General features: G+C 65.0%; 8 protein-coding genes. 6 read left to right on the forward strand and 2 right to left on the reverse strand.

Annotation, left to right across the window (positions count from 1 at the left end):
• Nucleotide 1 precedes the first annotated feature (1 nt).
• The 6 genes from treZ to APH36_RS05315 all read left to right on the forward strand — a co-directional run bounded on the left by treZ (nucleotide 2) and on the right by APH36_RS05315 (nucleotide 10,617).
• Entirely contained in the window at nucleotides 2-1,744 is a 1,743-nt protein-coding gene (gene treZ, locus APH36_RS05290) for a malto-oligosyltrehalose trehalohydrolase (RefSeq protein WP_060497779.1), read from the forward strand.
• Nucleotides 1,741-3,810 carry a 4-alpha-glucanotransferase gene (gene malQ, locus APH36_RS05295; protein WP_060497780.1) on the forward strand — a complete coding sequence of 690 codons (2,070 nt, stop codon included), beginning with the start codon at nucleotides 1,741-1,743 and terminating at the stop codon, nucleotides 3,808-3,810. The genes treZ and malQ overlap by 4 nt, the downstream gene beginning before the upstream one ends.
• Entirely contained in the window at nucleotides 3,807-6,581 is a 2,775-nt protein-coding gene (locus tag APH36_RS05300; RefSeq protein ID WP_060497781.1) for a malto-oligosyltrehalose synthase, read from the forward strand. Before malQ ends, APH36_RS05300 begins: the two co-directional genes overlap by 4 nt.
• 14 nt (nucleotides 6,582-6,595) lie before the next feature.
• Nucleotides 6,596-6,880, forward strand: a complete 285-nt coding sequence (locus tag APH36_RS05305) for a DUF2934 domain-containing protein (protein ID WP_060497782.1) — start codon at nucleotides 6,596-6,598, stop codon at nucleotides 6,878-6,880.
• 153 nt (nucleotides 6,881-7,033) lie between these two features.
• Nucleotides 7,034-9,187 carry a glycogen debranching protein GlgX gene (gene glgX / locus APH36_RS05310; protein WP_019096701.1) on the forward strand — a complete coding sequence of 718 codons (2,154 nt, stop codon included), beginning with the start codon at nucleotides 7,034-7,036 and terminating at the stop codon, nucleotides 9,185-9,187.
• A gap of 353 nt (nucleotides 9,188-9,540) precedes the next feature.
• Entirely contained in the window at nucleotides 9,541-10,617 is a 1,077-nt protein-coding gene (locus APH36_RS05315) for an autotransporter outer membrane beta-barrel domain-containing protein (RefSeq protein ID WP_060497783.1), read from the forward strand.
• A 41-nt stretch (nucleotides 10,618-10,658) separates the two neighbouring features.
• On the opposite strand, the gene glgB is transcribed toward APH36_RS05315, so the two are convergent.
• Together glgB and treS are read right to left on the reverse strand one after the other, a co-directional pair.
• A complete protein-coding gene (glgB, locus tag APH36_RS05320; protein WP_060497784.1) occupies nucleotides 10,659-12,869 on the reverse strand; it encodes a 1,4-alpha-glucan branching protein GlgB in 2,211 nt (736 codons plus the stop codon).
• Complete coding sequence (gene treS, locus APH36_RS05325) at nucleotides 12,866-16,186, reverse strand: maltose alpha-D-glucosyltransferase (RefSeq protein WP_060497785.1); 3,321 nt, start codon at nucleotides 16,184-16,186, stop codon at nucleotides 12,866-12,868. Before treS ends, glgB begins: the two co-directional genes overlap by 4 nt.
• Between the last annotated feature and the right edge of the window lie 34 nt (nucleotides 16,187-16,220).

Here is a 16,220-nt window from a genome sequence, read left to right on the forward strand (position 1 = left end):
GATGCACAGGCATGGCGCACACTTGCTGGACGCCACGTCGGCGCGCTTCGCCCTCTGGGCACCCGATGCGCGCAGCGTGAGCGTGGAACTGGAGCAGCAGCCGGCCATCGCGCTGCTGCCGGATGAAGAGGGCTGGTACACCGGCGTGGCCCCGTGCCAGGCCGGTGACCGTTACCACTACCGCGTTGACGGCGAACTGCGGGTTGCCGACCCGGCCTCGCGCTACCAGCCTGAAGGGGTACAGGGGCCGAGCCAAGTGGTGGATGTGGCCGGTTACCCTTGGCAACACACGTGGCAAGGTCGGCCCTGGCACGAAGCGGTGATCCAAGAGCTGCATGTCGGCTTGCTCGATGGCTACGACGGCGTCGCCCGGCATTTGCCGCGCCTCGCCGAGCTGGGCATCAGTGCCATTGAGCTGATGCCGCTGGGGCAGTTCCCCGGCGAGCGCAACTGGGGCTACGACGGCGTGCTGCCGTTCGCGCCACAAAACACCTACGGCCCCCCCGAGCAGCTGTGTGCACTGGTCGACCAGGCCCACGGCCTGGGGCTGATGGTGCTGGTGGACGTGGTGTACAACCACTTCGGCCCCGACGGCAATTACCTGCACCAATACGCCAGCCCGTTCTTCCGCGAAGACCGGCAGACGCCCTGGGGCGCCGCCATCGACTTCCGCCGCCCGCAGGTGCGCGAGTACTTCATCCAGAACGCCCTGATGTGGCTGTGCGACTACCGCTGCGACGGCCTGCGCCTGGATGCCGTGCATGCCATCGACCAGCCCGACTTCCTGATCGAACTGGCGCAACGCGTGCGCGCCGCCGTGGAACCCGGCCGCCAGGTGTGGCTGGTGCTGGAAAACGAGCACAACCAGGCCGGCCTGCTGGAGCAAGGCTTCGACGCCCAGTGGAACGACGACGGCCACAATGCCCTGCACGTGCTGCTGACCGGTGAAACCGAAGGCTACTATGCCGATTACCAGCAACGCCCCATCGAGCAACTGGCGCGCTGCCTGGCCGAAGGCTTCGTGTTCCAGGGCCAGGCCAACCGCCATGGCACACCACGCGGTGAACCCAGTGGTCATTTGGCGCCCAGTTCTTTTGTATTGTTCCTGCAAAACCACGACCAGGTCGGCAACCGCGCCCTGGGCGAACGCCTGACCCGCCTGTGCCCGCCGCCGGCCTTGCGGGCGGCCACTGGCCTGCTGCTGTTGGCACCGATGATCCCGCTGCTGTTCATGGGCGACGACGATGGCAGCTGCCAGCCGTTCCTGTTTTTCACCGACTTTCATGACCAGCTGGCCGATGCCGTGCGCGAAGGCCGGCGCGGCGAATTCGCCCACTTCAACGCGTTCGCCGACCCCGAGCAACGCGCGCGTATTCCCGACCCCAACGCCGAACAGACCTTCGAAGCGTCACGCCCGCAAAACAAGGAAGTGATCGCCGGCTGGCACGGCCTGTACCAGCAACTGCTCGGCCTGCGTCGCCGTCATGTCATCCCGCACCTGCCCGGTAGCCGTTCACTGGGCACCGAGGTGCACGGCGAAAAGGCGCTGACCGCACGCTGGCGCCTGGGCGATGGCAACACCCTGCGTATCGACCTGAACCTGGGCGACACACCGCAGTCCATCGAATTACCCGCAGCCTCCACTTGGCTGTTCGACAGCAGCGACACCCGACACCCCGATAGCCAACTGGCTGCCTACAGCTGCGTGGTCAGCCTGCTTCCCCCTGATCTGGAGCGTCCATGAGCGAAACCGCCCTGCACCGCTTGGCAAACCGCGTCGGGCTGAGCCGCGACTGGGTCGACGCCAACGCCCGGCCCCAGCGCGTCAGTGATGAGGTGCTGCGCAGTATCCTGGAAGGCCTGGGCCACCCGGCCGCCGATGACACCGCCATTGCCACCAGCCTGCGCGCTGTGGAGGCCGCAGAAGACAGCGAGCACCTGCCACCTCTGCTGACCGCCGACCTTGGCCAGCCGCTGGCGCTGGCACGCTACTTCAGCGCGGCCAGCGTCGCGCACTGCACCCTGGAAGACCACACCTCGCTTACCCTCAGCCTCGACGATCAGGCGCGCCTGCCCGGCGAGCTACCCATAGGCTACCACCACGTTGAAATCGACAGCCGCCGCTTCACCGTGGCCGTGGCACCGCCGCGCTGTCACAGCCTGGAAGACAAGGTGCCGCACCCCCCGCCGCGCTGCTGGGGCTTGGCCGTGCAGCTGTACAGCCTGCGCCGCCCTGGCGACGGCGGCTACGGTGATTGCCTGGCGCTGGAGCAACTGGCCCGCTCCGCTGCCGAACGCGGCGCCGATGCCTTGGCCATCAGCCCGATCCACGCCCTGTCGGCCATCGACCAGGAACACTACAGCCCCTATTCACCCTCCAGCCGCCTGTTGCTCAACACCCTGTACGCCAGCCCCGCTGCGCTGCTGGGTGAACGGGAGGTGCGCATGGCCATCGAAGCCTGCGGCCTGGAGCAGCAACTGGAAGACCTGGAACAACGTTCACTGGTCGATTGGCCACGCGCCGCCAGCGCCCGACTGCGCCTGCTCGAAGCGCTGTACCAGGGCTTTAGCCAGGGCAACCATCCACTGCGCGCGGATTTCGACAGCTTCCGCGAAGCCGGCGGCCAGGCGCTTGAGCACCACTGCCGCTTCGAGGTACTGCAAGCACAGGCGGTAGAGCATGGCCTGGGCGCCGACTGGCGCAACTGGCCCAAGGCCTGGCACGACCCTTACCACCCGGAAGTTGAAGCTTTTGCCAACGCCTACCCGGCCAAGATCGAGTTCCATGCCTTTTGCCAATGGCTGACCGAGCGAGGCCTGCAGCGTGCGCAGGACGCCGCCCGCAGCAACGGCATGAGCGTTGGCCTGATCGCCGACCTGGCCGTGGGTGCCGACGGTGCCGGCAGCCAGGCCTGGAGCCGCCAGGACGAACTGCTGGCGGGCCTCAAGGTGGGTGCGCCGCCCGACATCCTCAACCGCGCCGGGCAGGACTGGGGCATCTGCGCGTTCTCGCCCGAAGGCCTCAAGCGCAATGGCTACCGCGCCTTCATCGAAATGCTGCGGGCCAACCTCGCCCACGCGGGCGGGCTGCGCATCGACCACGTGATGGGCCTGCGCCGGCTGTGGCTGATCCCACAGGGCGCCAAGCCCAGTGAAGGTGCCTACCTCAATTACCCACTGGACGACCTGCTGCGCCTGCTGGCGCTGGAGTCGGTGCGCCATCAGGCGATCATCCTGGGCGAAGACCTGGGCACCGTGCCCGATGGCCTGCGCGAAACCCTGGCGGAAAAAGCCGTGCTGGGCATGCGCGTGCTGCCCTTCGAGCAAGCCCAGCCCGGCCAGTTCAAGCCGATTCTCGACTGGCCGGACAACGCGCTGGCCACCACCGGCACCCACGACCTGGCGCCCTTGGCCGGCTGGCTGGAAAACCGCGACATCGACTGGAGCCATCGCTTGCAGCTGATCGATGCCGCCACCGAATTGCACTGGCGCCATGACCGCCAGAAAGAGCACGACGGCCTGCGCCGCACCCTGGAAGCCAACTACGGTGCGTTGAAGGACAACGACGCGCTGATCGATGCCGCCATCCGCTACGTCGGCCATACCCGCGCGCCGTTGGTGCTGGTGCCTTTGGAAGACCTCCTCGGTTGTGACGAGCAGCCCAACCTGCCGGGCACCACCGCCGGGCACCCCAACTGGCGCCGGCGGTTCGCCTTGCCAGTGCGCGATCTGCTGGATGACGAAGATGCCGCACGGCGCCTGGAACTGCTGGCCCAGGCCCGCGAACAGGCCTGGGAGCGTGACCGATGAAGCCCCTCACCGCGACCCTGCGCCTGCAATTTCACAGCGACTTCACCCTCGACAATGCCGTGCCGCTGGTGCCGTACTTCGCCCAGCTGGGCATCAGCCACCTGTATGCATCGCCCATCCTCAAAGCCCGTGCTGGCTCGCGCCATGGCTACGACGTGGTCGACCCGACCTGCGTCAACCCCGAGCTGGGCGGCGAGGCCGCGCTGGAGCGGTTGGTCGCCGCGTTGCGCCAGCACGGCATGGGGCTGATCCTCGACACGGTGTCGAACCACATGGCCGTGGGCGGCGCCGACAACCCCTGGTGGCAAAGCGTGCTGGCCTGGGGCCGGCGCAGCCCGTATGCAGAATTCTTCGACATCCAGTGGCATTCCAGCGACCCGCTGCTGGCCGGGCAACTGCTGCTGCCATTCCTGGGCAGCGACTATGGCGTGGCATTGAAGGATGGCGAGATACCGCTGGAATTCGACCCGCATCACGGCTTGCTGCAGGTGGCGCATTACGAGCACCGCTTCCCGATCTGCCCGATCGACTATGGCTGGATCCTGGCGCTCAGCCCGGAGCCGGCCCTGAAGGCCCTGGCCGAGCACTTCACCGCCTTGAACGACTCGGCCACGCCGCTGGCCGATGCGCTCCCGCTGCAGGCCGAGCTGGCCCGCCTGACCCGCGAGGGCGCCGACCTCGACTCGGCCCTGCTGGCGTTCGACAGCCGCAGCGAGGCCGGCTTCAAGCGCCTGCACCTGCTGCTGGAGCGCCAGACCTACCGCCTGGCCAGCTGGCGCACCGCCGCCGACGACATCAACTGGCGGCGCTTTTTCGACATCAACGAACTCGGCGGGCTGCGGGTGGAACGCACGGCGGTGTTCGAGGCCACCCACGCCAAGCTGTTCGAACTGATCGAACGCGGCCTGGTGGACGGCCTGCGCATCGACCATATCGACGGCCTTGCCGACCCGCGTGGCTACTGTCGCAAGCTGCGCCGGCGCGTCGATGGCCTGTTGGCACGCCGGCCTTTGCAGGCTGCCCTGGAACACTTCCCGATCTACGTGGAGAAGATCCTCGGCGCCAACGAGCACCTGCACCGAGACTGGCTAACCGACGGCACCACCGGCTACGAGTTCATGAACCAAATCTCGCTGTTGCAGCACGACCCGGCTGGCGAAGCGCCGCTGACGGAACTGTGGGCCAACGTCACCGAGCGCCCGGACTTCCCTGAAGAAGTGCGTCAGGCGCGCCACCTGGTGCTCAACGCCAGCCTGGCTGGAGACTGCGAATCGGTAGCCCAGGCCCTGTTGCAGGTGGCGCGCAACGACCTGATGACCCGCGACCTGACCCTGGGCGCCATTCGCCGGGCCTTGCAGGCCCTGGTGGCGCATTACCCGGTGTACCGCACCTACTTCAACGCCTGCGGGCGGCCGGCTGAAGACGAAGGTTTTTTCCAGCAAGCGTTGGCCAATGCCCGGCAAGACCTCGGCGAAGCCGACTGGCCGCTGCTGGAGCACCTTGAGCAATGGCTCGGCGGGCAAGGCTGGCGGCACCTGCCACCGGGCCGCGCCCGCAAGCAGTTGCGCCATGCTTGCGTGCGTTTCCAGCAGCTGACCGCGCCCAGTGCCGCCAAGGCCGTGGAAGACACCGCCTTCTACCGCAGTGCCCGGCTGCTGTCGCGCAACGACGTAGGCTTCGAGGCCGAACGTTTCAGCGCCTCGCCCATGCACTTCCACAACGAAGCCCAGCGGCGCCTGCGCGACTTCCCCGACAACCTGCTGGCCACCGCCACGCACGACCACAAGCGCGGCGAAGACACCCGCGCACGCCTGGCTGTACTCAGCGAGCGCGGCCCTTGGCTGGCCAGCCGGGTAGAACATTGGCGCGAACTGGCCGAGCCCCTGCGTATGCAGCTGGACGATGGCCTTGCACCCAGCCCCGGCGACGAGCTGATGCTGTTGCAAACCCTGCTCGGCAGCTGGCCGCTGGACCTCGACCTGCACGACGGCAACGCCCTGCGCCAGTACGCCGACCGCATCCGCCAGTGGCAGCAGAAGGCCTTGCGCGAAGCCAAGCTGCGCAGCAGCTGGAGCGCCCCGAACGACGCCTACGAAAACGCCTGTGCTCGTTACATCGACCGCCTGCTGCTGGACAACGAGAACCAGCAGCTGCGCAAATCGGTGGCCGATGCCGCGCAACTGCTGGCCTGCCCCGGCGCCCTCAATGGCCTGGTGCAGGCCTTGCTACGCATGACCACGCCCGGTGTACCCGACCTGTACCAGGGCAACGAGTATTGGGACTTCAGCCTGGTCGACCCGGACAACCGTCGCGCCGTGGACTACGCTTGCAGGCGGGCCACCCTGGGCGATGCCACGCCCGCCACCGAGCTGCTGGCCCACTGGCGCGACGGCCGCATCAAGCAGGCCTTGATCGCCCGGCTGCTGGACTGCCGCCAGGTCCATGCCGACCTGTTCCGCCGCGGCGCCTACCTGCCGCTGACGGTACAAGGCCGACATGCAGACCATGTGATCGCCTTTGCCCGCCTGGGTGAAGGCGAACGCGCCATCGTCGTCGCCCCACGCCTGGCCAGTGGCCTGCTGGGCGGCGCCGCAACCCCGTTGATCCCGGCACAGAACTGGGACGACACCCGGCTGGTACTACCGTTTGCCTTGTCGCCTGCCAACTCGACGGGACTTTTCCCTTACGCGGCGGTCAGCCCTTCAAGGGAGCTGATGTTGAGCGCCGTGCTGGCGGAGTTTCCGGTCAACCTGTTGATACAACAATCTTGAGCATCAGGAGCGTCATGATGAGTGTCGATGAAAAACGTATTCGCGAATTCGCTTACCAGATCTGGGAGTCCGAGGGTAAGCCTGTAGGCGAGGAAGATCGCCACTGGGACATGGCCCGCAAGCTGGCCGAAGCTGAAGCCCTGGCACCCAAGGCGGCACCGCGCAAGAAGGCGCCGGCCAAGGCCAAGGTAGCGGCTGAGCCCAAAGCACCAGCAGAACCCAAGGTTGCTGCACTGCCGGGTGTGAAACCTGCTGCGGCGAAAAAGCCCCGGGCGGCGAAAAAACCGGCTGCCGGTTAAGCCTGCACCGGCCTCTTCGCGGGCTCGCCCGCTCCCACAGGTACAGCATCAACCTCCAGCCCTGTGGAGACCTTGTGGGAGCGGGCAAGCCCGCGAAGGGGCCGGTGCAGGACTAAACAGTTCCCCTTCAACCAAGGCCCCCTGAGGATTGCCATGAGCCCCCGCACCCCAAAGAAAACCCGCTCAGTTGCCCCATCGCGCATCCGCGAAGGCCTGCCCTTTCCCCTTGGCGCCACCTGGGATGGCCTTGGGGTCAACTTCGCCCTGTTCTCGGCCAACGCCACCAAGGTCGAGCTGTGCCTGTTCGACTCCACCGGCGAGCAGGAAATCGAACGCATCGAGCTGCCCGAATACACCGACGAGATCTACCACGGCTACCTGCCCGACGCGCACCCCGGCCTGGTCTATGGCTACCGGGTGTACGGCCCTTACGAGCCAGAGAACGGCCACCGCTTCAACCCCAACAAACTGCTGATCGACCCCTACGCCAAACAGCTGGTCGGCAGCCTGAAATGGTCCGAGGCGCTGTTCGGCTACACCATCGGCCACCCCGACGGCGACTTGTCGTTCGACGAACGCGACAGCGCGCCTTTCGTGCCCAAGTGCAAGGTGATCGATCCGGCGTTCACCTGGGGCCGCGACCAGCGCGTGCTCATCCCCTGGGAACGCACCATCATCTACGAAGCGCACACCCGCGGCATCAGCATGCGCCACCCGGCCGTACCGGAGGAACTACGTGGCACCTTTGCTGGCCTGGCCAATGACGAGTTGCTCAAGCACATCAAGGAGCTGGGCGTTTCCAGCATCGAGTTGCTGCCCATCCACGCCTTCGTCAACGACCAGCACTTGCTGGACAAGGGGCTGAACAACTACTGGGGCTATAACAGCATCGCCTTCTTCGCCCCCCACCCGCGCTACCTGGCCAGCGGCAAGATCGCGGAATTCAAGGAAATGGTCGCGCACCTGCACGACGCCGGGCTGGAGGTGATTCTGGACGTGGTCTACAACCACACCGCCGAAGGCAACGAGCGTGGCCCCACCCTGTCGATGCGCGGCATCGACAACGCTTCGTACTACCGCCTGATGCCGGACGACAAGCGCTACTACATCAACGATTCCGGCACCGGCAACACCCTGGACCTGAGCCACCCCTGCGTGCTGCAACTGGTCACCGACTCGCTGCGCTACTGGGCCGGCGAAATGCATGTGGATGGCTTCCGCTTCGACCTGGCAACCATCCTGGGCCGTTACCGCGAAGGCTACAGCGAGCGCCATGGTTTTCTCGTTGCCTGCCGACAGGACCCGATGCTGAGCCAGGTCAAGCTGATTGCCGAACCCTGGGACTGCGGCCCCGGCGGCTATCAGGTGGGCAATTTCGCCCCGGGCTGGGCCGAATGGAACGACCGCTTCCGCGACACCGTGCGGGCGTTCTGGAAAGGCGACGAAGGCCAGCTGGCCGACTTTGCCTCGCGCATGACCGCCTCGGGCGATATGTTCAACAACCGTGGCCGGCGCCCGTATGCCTCGGTCAACTTCGTCACCGCCCACGATGGCTTCACCCTGCGCGACCTGGTGTCGTACAACCACAAGCACAACGAAGACAACGACGAGAACAACCAGGACGGCACCGACAACAACTTGTCGTGGAACTGCGGCGTGGAAGGGCCGACCGACGACCCGGGCATCAATGCCTTGCGCATGCGCCAGATGCGCAACTACTTCGCCACCTTGCTGCTGGCCCAAGGCACGCCGATGATCGTTGCCGGCGACGAGTTCAGCCGTACCCAGCACGGCAATAACAACGCCTACTGCCAGGACAGCGAGATCGGTTGGGTGAACTGGGACCTGGACCAGGACGGCGAGGAGCTGCTGGCCTTCGTCAAACGCCTCACCCGCCTGCGCCTGGCCTACCCGGTGCTGCGCCGTTCGCGCTTTCTGGTGGGGGACTACAATGAGGCCATCGGGGTCAAGGACGTGACCTGGCTGGCGCCCGATGGCAGCGAAATGAGCGTCGAGCAGTGGGAAGACCCGCACGGGCGTTGCCTGGGCATGCTGATCGACGGCCGTGCGCAGGTCAGCGGTATTGCCCGGCCGGGTGCCGAGGCCACGGTATTGCTGATCGTCAATGCTCACCATGACATCGTGCCGTTCAAGTTGCCGGCCGTGCCCGAGGGCGAGTACTGGAGCTGTCTGGTCGATACCGACCGGCCGGAGCTGCGCAAGGGGCAACATCTGCAGTTCGACAGCACGTTCGAGGTCAAAGGGCGGTCGATGCTGCTGATGGTGTTGCAGCACGAGGAAGACTGAATCCCTTGCCAGTGGCAATGCGGTGAGCCTCTAGCAATCATTCTTCATAGCCGGGGCGCGGCAAATAGCGAACCCGGCTATGCCTTACCTGTTTATTCGATTAATCAAGGGGTTAAACCAAACCACGAAGCGTGAACAGATTCTTCACACTTTCTTGACGCAAGCGGCGTCCTCTCCTTAGCTGAAACCTTACCTAGTCGTAAATTTCTCGCGCCGGGCCTCTAGCTCGCGCCTTTGTGCGCGCTTGCACAGGCTGGCGTGCTGGTTTGGGTCGCCCTCTGTTTTGCCGTACAGCTCGTGACAACAGGCCAGGTCCTCGGGCTGTAACCCACAAAAAACAAAGGAGATCCGCCATGAAATGCACCGCGACCCCCTTGCGCTTCGACAGCATTTTCTACGCGGTTTCCACGTCGATGCTTCTGGCAACCCCGGTGGAAACGTTCGCGTACGAGCTGCAAGGTGACCCCACCTCGCCCGGCTTCTTGCAGCAGTCTGCGCTGCCGCAGCTCTCGCTAGACCCGGTCAGCGCCAGTGGCCTGAGCTTCGGCACGCTGAATGCCTTTTCACAGAAGATGAGCGAACGCCACGGGCAGGCGGCACCGGACCTGGTTGCCAGACAGTGGGCGCAGTTTTTCCCGACCACCTCGCGCAACGGCGCGCAACCCCCGGAGCAGCTTGAGGCGCCCAGCCAGCAACTGATGATCGGCCCGGACCTGTTCGTGCGTGAAACGGCTGCGGGCAATGTGCACCGCGCCGGGATTTTCGTGGGGCACAACAACCTGCAAAGCAGCTTCAACGGCATGCGCCCACTGTTGGGCGACAAGCAGCGCAATGCGGTGAACCTGAGCGGGGAAAGCCTGGGCGTGTACTGGAGCATGACCCATGAACAGGGCTGGCACCTGGACGCCGTGGCCATGGGCTCGCGCATCGATGTGCTGGGGCGTGGCGAGAACGGCCAGCGCGTGGACGACAGCGGCCACGCGATGACCTTTTCGGTGGAAGGTGGGTACCCGATTCGCCTGGGTGGCAACTGGGTGATCGAGCCTCAGGCACAGTTGATCAACCAACAGTTCTTCCCCGGTAACCAGGTGCAGGAAGAAACCCTGCAGGCCTTCGACAGCCAGCCGAGCTGGAGTGGCCGGGTGGGTGCGAAATTGTCCGGGCGCTACGAAGTGCGCGGCATGCCGATTGAACCCTATGTGCGGACCAACATGTGGTATGACTTCAGCAATGCCGACGAGGTGAAGCTGGACCAGGTCGACAAGATCTCCAGCTCGCGCTACTCGACCACGGTGGAATTGGGCTTGGGGCTGGTGGCGCGGGTGACACCTTTGGTGGCCTTGTTTGTGAGCGCCGATTACAGCAGTGATGTAGATGACAATGATTTGAATGGGCTGATTGGTAGCCTTGGGGTGCGGATGCGGTGGTAGGCCTGTGCCATTGTTGGGGCTGCGCAGCAGCCCCAACAATCTCAAGCCGGTTTCATTATCAGTACCCCAAGCGGCGGCAAGTTGAGGGCTAGCGACAATGGCTGCCCATGACTGGCCACTGCCTCACTGGCCACCCCCCCCAGATTGCCCACATTAGACCCGGCATACAGCTCAGCATCGCTGTTCAACAACTCCTGCCAACGCTCACCAAAGGGCACGCCAATCCGATACCCCTCACGCGGCACCGGGGTGAAGTTGGCCACCACCAGCACCGGCTCGCCACTGCTGCTCCAGCGCAACCAGGCGTACACGCTGTTCTGCGCATCATCACCGATTAGCCACTGGAAGCCCTGCGGCTGGCAGTCCTGCTCATGCAGTGCGGGCACCTCGCGGTACAGCCGGTTAAGATCGCTTACCAGCCGCTGCACGCCTTGGTGCTCGGGGTACTGCAACAGGTACCAGTCCAGTTCGCTGTCATGGTTCCACTCACGCCACTGGCCGAACTCGCAGCCCATGAACAGCAGCTTCTTGCCCGGGTGCGCCCACATGAAAGTGAGGTAGGCACGCAGGTTGGCGAACTTCTGCCAGCGGTCGCCGGGCATCTTGTCGATCAGCGAATGCTTGCCATGCACCACTTCGTCGTGGGAGATGGGCAGGATGAAGTGCTCGGAGTAGGCATAGATCAGCCCGAAGCTCATCTCGTTGTGGTGATAGGTGCGGTGCACCGGGTCGTTCTGGATGTAATGCAGGGTGTCGTGCATCCAGCCCATGTTCCACTTGTAGGCAAAGCCCAGCCCGCCTTGCTGGGTGGGCTGGCTGACACCGGGCCAGGCGGTGGACTCCTCGGCGATGATGAGCGCGCCCGGGGCCTCGTGGGCCGCCACGCCGTTGAGGTGGCGGATGAAGTCGATGGCTTCCAGGTTTTCACGCCCGCCGTAGCGGTTGGGCACCCACTCGCCGGCCTTGCGCGAGTAGTCGCGGTACAGCATGGAAGCCACCGCATCGACCCGCAGGCCATCGATGTGGAAGTGCTTCAACCAGTGCAGGGCCGAGGCCATCATGAAGCCGCGCACTTCGTTGCGGCCCAGGTTGTAGATCAGGGTGTTCCAGTCCTGGTGGTAGCCCTCCAGAGGGTTGTCGTATTCGTACAGGGCGGTGCCGTCGAAGCGCGCCAGGCCGTGTTCATCGGTGGGGAAATGCGCAGGCACCCAGTCCAGCAGCACGCCAATGCCGCCCTGGTGGCAGGCATCGACGAAGGCGGCGAAGTCCTCGGCACTGCCGTAGCGAGATGTAGGCGCGAACATCGACAGCGGCTGGTAGCCCCAGGAGCCGCCGAACGGATGCTCCATGATCGGCAGCAGTTCGATGTGGGTGAAGCCCAGTTGCTGCACGTAAGGCACCAGGCGCTCGGCCAGTTCGCGCCAGTTGTAATAGCGCCCGACTTCGCCCGCTTCATCCAGCTCGCAGCGCCACGACCCGGGGTGCAGCTCGTAGATCGAAAGCGGCGCGTTATAGGCATGGCGCTGCGCGCGCTGTGCCATCCAGTCGTGGTCCTGCCAATCGTAGCTCAGCGCATGGGCAACCTTGGACGCGGTGCTCGGCGGCAATTCGGTGGCGCGGGCCAGCGGGTCGGCCTTCAGCGGCAGAATACCCTCCTTGCCCAGCACCTCAAATTTGTAGGTTTCGCCCACGCCCAGGCGCGGCACGAACAGCTCCCACACCCCGGCGCTGTGGCGCAGGCGCATGGGGTGGCGGCGGCCGTCCCAATTGTTGAAATCACCGACTACCGACACCCTGCGGGCATTGGGCGCCCACACCGAGAAGCACACGCCGTCGATGCCCTCGACCTGGATCGGCTGGGCGCCGAAACGCCCGGACAAATCGCGGTGGTTACCTTCGGCGAACAAATAAAGGTCCATGTCGCCCAGCTGTGGGCCGAAGCTGTAGGGGTCTTCAGTCACCTGCTCGCCGCCGGCCCAGCCGATGTGCAACAGGTAGGGCTGTGCCTCATCAAGGTGCGCGCTGAACAACCCAGGCAGGCTACCCTGCTCCATTTCGGCAAGAATGCGCCCGTCATGCCGCGCCAGGATGCGCACATTCAGGGCGTTGGGCAGAAAGGCGCGAACCACCTGCCCGCCCGCGCCGTCGCCATGGGGGCCGAGTACCGCAAATGGATCGGCGTGTTCGGCGCGGGCCAGGGCGTCGAGGTCCCGTTGCCGAAGGCCACCGTTTTCACGCGTTGTAACGTTCATTCTGACTCTCCCCAGGTACTGATCAGTCCATGCAGGCCATGCAAAGGCACGGCCAGCCAGCTTGGACGGTTCTCGGCTTCGTATGTAATTTCGTAGGCGGCTTTTTCCAGGCAGAACAGTTCCAGTGCGGCGCGCTCGCCCTGGGCCTGTTGCCAGGCATGGGGCATGGCCGCGGTGGCCAGGCCATAGGCTTCGACGAAGGCGTGGCGCGACTGATGCAGGTACTGCCGGGCAACCCGCTGACGCGCCTGGCGCGCCGGGCCGGAAAGGTCGACCGCAGACGCGCTGCGCAAGATCATGGCAGCAGCATAGTCGAAGGATCGCAGCACGCCGCTCACATCCTTGTACGGGCTGTGTTTAGCCCGGCGCTCTTGCAGTGGGCGGGACGGTTCGCCTTCAAAATCGATCAGGTAAGCGTCGCCCTGCACCACCAGCACCTGGCCCAGATGGAGGTCGCCGTGCACGCGCATCAGCAGGCCACCCTGGGCCTGCCCGGCCAGCTGGCTGATGTGTTGGGCCAGGCCGTCGCGTTGTTGCTGCAGGTCGTCGACCAAGGCCTGGCTGTCACTGTCGAGGTTGTCGCGGTGCTGGGCCAGCACGTCGAGGGCGCGGGTCAGTTCGGCGCTGATCTGCGTGGCCCAGTGCTGGCTGTCGCTGGCATCACTGGGGCGCGGGCGGAACGCCTCATCGTCGGTGGGTGCGGCCAGCAGCAGGTGCATTTCACCCAGGCGCTGCCCAAGCAAGGCGGCGAAGCCGCTGAGTTCGGCCAACGCGTCGGTGTGCGGCTCGACATCATTGGCGGTGGGCTCCATCTGGTCGCGGATCGCCCGCTCCAAGGTGTTCTGGGTCCAGGCCCAGGCATCGCCCTGGTTGTTCAGGTAGCCCTGGGCAATCATCAGCAAATGGGGCGTATGTTGTTCGTCTACCCGGCTGACCCAGGCCAGCAACGGCGAGATATTGGCAAAGCCGGCAGCGGTGAGGTAGGCACTCATTTCCAGTTCGGGGTGGATACCCGGGTTGACCCGGCGGATCAGCTTGAGCACCACCCGGTCGCCGATCACCACCGAACTGTTGGACTGTTCGGCGCTGAGGTAGCGCACTGCACTTTCGTCGTTCAACGCCAGGCCTGCCAACGGCGCCGTGCTTTCGAAACGCAGCTCACCCTCGCCGTTGCCACACGGCAGGCTAATGCCCTCCTGGCAGGCGCGCAGCACGGCGCGGATGAAAGGTTCGAGGACGAAGGCATCGGTGATCAGGCCGACCTGATGGGCGCGGCGCACCCGCGACAGGGCCAGTTGCTGCGGCAGCGCGGTGTTGATGTCCTCTTCACGCAGCAGGCCGAACGGCAGCTGATACCGATTGGCCGTGCCGTCGCTGAGCACTTCGATTTCGCTGAGCAGAACCGGCGTGGTGGCGGTGCCGAAGCGTACGCCGTAGCACAGCCTGACGGCGTCGATTGGCCCTTCCTTGCCCGCGAACCAGCGCCGTTTTGGCAGGTATTGCGGCAGGATGCTGTGTTGAAGGGTGTCGCTTGACGGAGCCTCCAGCAATTCTTCCAAGCGTTTGCGCAGCACTAGCGTAGTCAATTCGGGTAACCCCTCGGTGGCCTGGACGTGCCAACTGGGCATGCGGTCGTGGGGAGTCAGCAGGAACCAGTAGAAGGCATAGGGTGGCAAGGTGAGCAGGAACGGCAACTGGCCTATCGGCGGGAAGGCGCTGCCGCCGAGCATCTCCACCGGTACTTTGTCGGCGTAGTGTGACAATTCCAGTTCGGCGGCCTGGGCGGCACGGGAAACGTTGGCCACGCACAGGATCACCTCGGTATTGCCTTCAGCATCGGTGTGCTCGCGGATATAGGCGAGGATGCGCCGGTTGCTGGGCGTGAGCGTGCGCAAGCTGCCGCGGCCAAAGGCCTTCTGCTGCTTGCGCACCGCCAGCATGCGCCGCGTCCAGTTCAGCAATGAATGCGGGTCGTGACTTTGGGCTTCGACGTTGACGGTCTGGTAGCCGTACAGCGGGTCCATGATCGGCGGCAACACCAGGCGCTGCGGGTCGGCACGCGAAAAGCCGCCGTTGCGGTCTGGCGACCATTGCATGGGCGTGCGCACCCCATCGCGATCACCCAGGTAGATGTTGTCGCCCATACCCAGTTCGTCGCCGTAGTACAAGGTCGGTGTGCCGGGCATCGACAGCAGCAGGCTGGTGAGCAGCTCGATACGCCGGCGGTCACGCTGCAGCAGTGGCGCCAGGCGCCGGCGGATCCCCAGGTTGATGCGGGCGCGGCGGTCTTCGGCGTAGTAGTTCCACAGGTAGTCGCGCTCACGGTCGGTGACCATTTCCAGGGTCAGCTCATCGTGGTTGCGCAGGAAGATCGCCCATTGGCAGTTGGCGGGGATTTCCGGCGTCTGGCGCAGGATGTCGGTGATCGGAAAACGGTCCTCCATGGCCAGGGCCATGTACATGCGCGGCATCAGCGGGAAATGGAAGGCCATGTGGCACTCGTCGCCTTCGCCTTCGCCGAAGTACGGCCGGGTGTCTTCGGGCCACTGGTTGGCCTCGGCCAGCAGCATGCGATCGGGGTAATTGGCGTCGATCTCGGCGCGGATGGCCTTCAGGACATCGTGGGTTTCTGCGAGGTTTTCGTTGTTTGTGCCGTCGCGTTCGATCAGGTAGGGGATGGCATCCAGGCGCAAGCCATCGACGCCCAGGTCGAGCCAGAAACGCATGACGCCGATCACCGCCTTGAGCACCTGCGGATTGTCGAAATTGAGGTCGGGCTGGTGCGAATAGAAGCGGTGCCAGAAGTACTGGCCGGCGACCGGGTCCCAGGTCCAGTTGGACTTTTCGGTGTCGAGAAAGATGATGCGCGTGCCGTCGTACTTCTGGTCATCGTCGGACCACACATAGAAATCGCGCGCCTTGCTGCCGCGCTTGGCATGGCGGGCACGCTGGAACCACGGGTGCTGGTCGCTGGTGTGGTTGATGACCAGCTCGGTGATCACCCGCAGGCCGCGCTTGTGGGCCTCGGCGATGAAACGACGGGCGTCAGCCAGGCTGCCGTAATCAGGGTGCACGGCCTTGTATTCGGCGATGTCGTAGCCGTCGTCGCGCCGTGGCGAGGGGTAGAACGGCAGCAGCCACAAGGTGTTGACGCCCAGCTCGGCGATGTAGTCGAGCTTGCTGATCAGGCCGGCGAAGTCGCCGATGCCGTCGTTGTTCGAATCGAAGAACGACTTGATGTGCAGCTGGTAGATGACGGCGTCCTTGTACCACAGCGGGTCGTCGATGAAGGCTGCCGGGCGGGAACGCTTGGCCATGGGGGACTCCTCTCTCTCCTCGGTTGCGCACTCT

The organism is Pseudomonas sp. NBRC 111133, from assembly GCF_001320605.1.
Lineage (GTDB): Bacteria > Pseudomonadota > Gammaproteobacteria > Pseudomonadales > Pseudomonadaceae > Aquipseudomonas > Aquipseudomonas monteilii.

Excerpts from the sequence above, each read along its gene's own strand:
- treZ (WP_060497779.1), top strand. The coding sequence starts at position 2 with ATGCACAGGCATGGCGCACACTTGCTGGACGCCACGTCGGCGCGCTTC.
- malQ (WP_060497780.1), top strand. The coding sequence starts at position 1,741 with ATGAGCGAAACCGCCCTGCACCGCTTGGCAAACCGCGTCGGGCTGAGC.
- APH36_RS05300 (WP_060497781.1), top strand. The coding sequence starts at position 3,807 with ATGAAGCCCCTCACCGCGACCCTGCGCCTGCAATTTCACAGCGACTTC.
- APH36_RS05305 (WP_060497782.1), top strand. The coding sequence starts at position 6,596 with ATGATGAGTGTCGATGAAAAACGTATTCGCGAATTCGCTTACCAGATC.
- glgX (WP_019096701.1), top strand. The coding sequence starts at position 7,034 with ATGAGCCCCCGCACCCCAAAGAAAACCCGCTCAGTTGCCCCATCGCGC.
- APH36_RS05315 (WP_060497783.1), top strand. The coding sequence starts at position 9,541 with ATGAAATGCACCGCGACCCCCTTGCGCTTCGACAGCATTTTCTACGCG.
- glgB (WP_060497784.1), bottom strand. The coding sequence starts at position 12,869 with ATGAACGTTACAACGCGTGAAAACGGTGGCCTTCGGCAACGGGACCTC.
- treS (WP_060497785.1), bottom strand. The coding sequence starts at position 16,186 with ATGGCCAAGCGTTCCCGCCCGGCAGCCTTCATCGACGACCCGCTGTGG.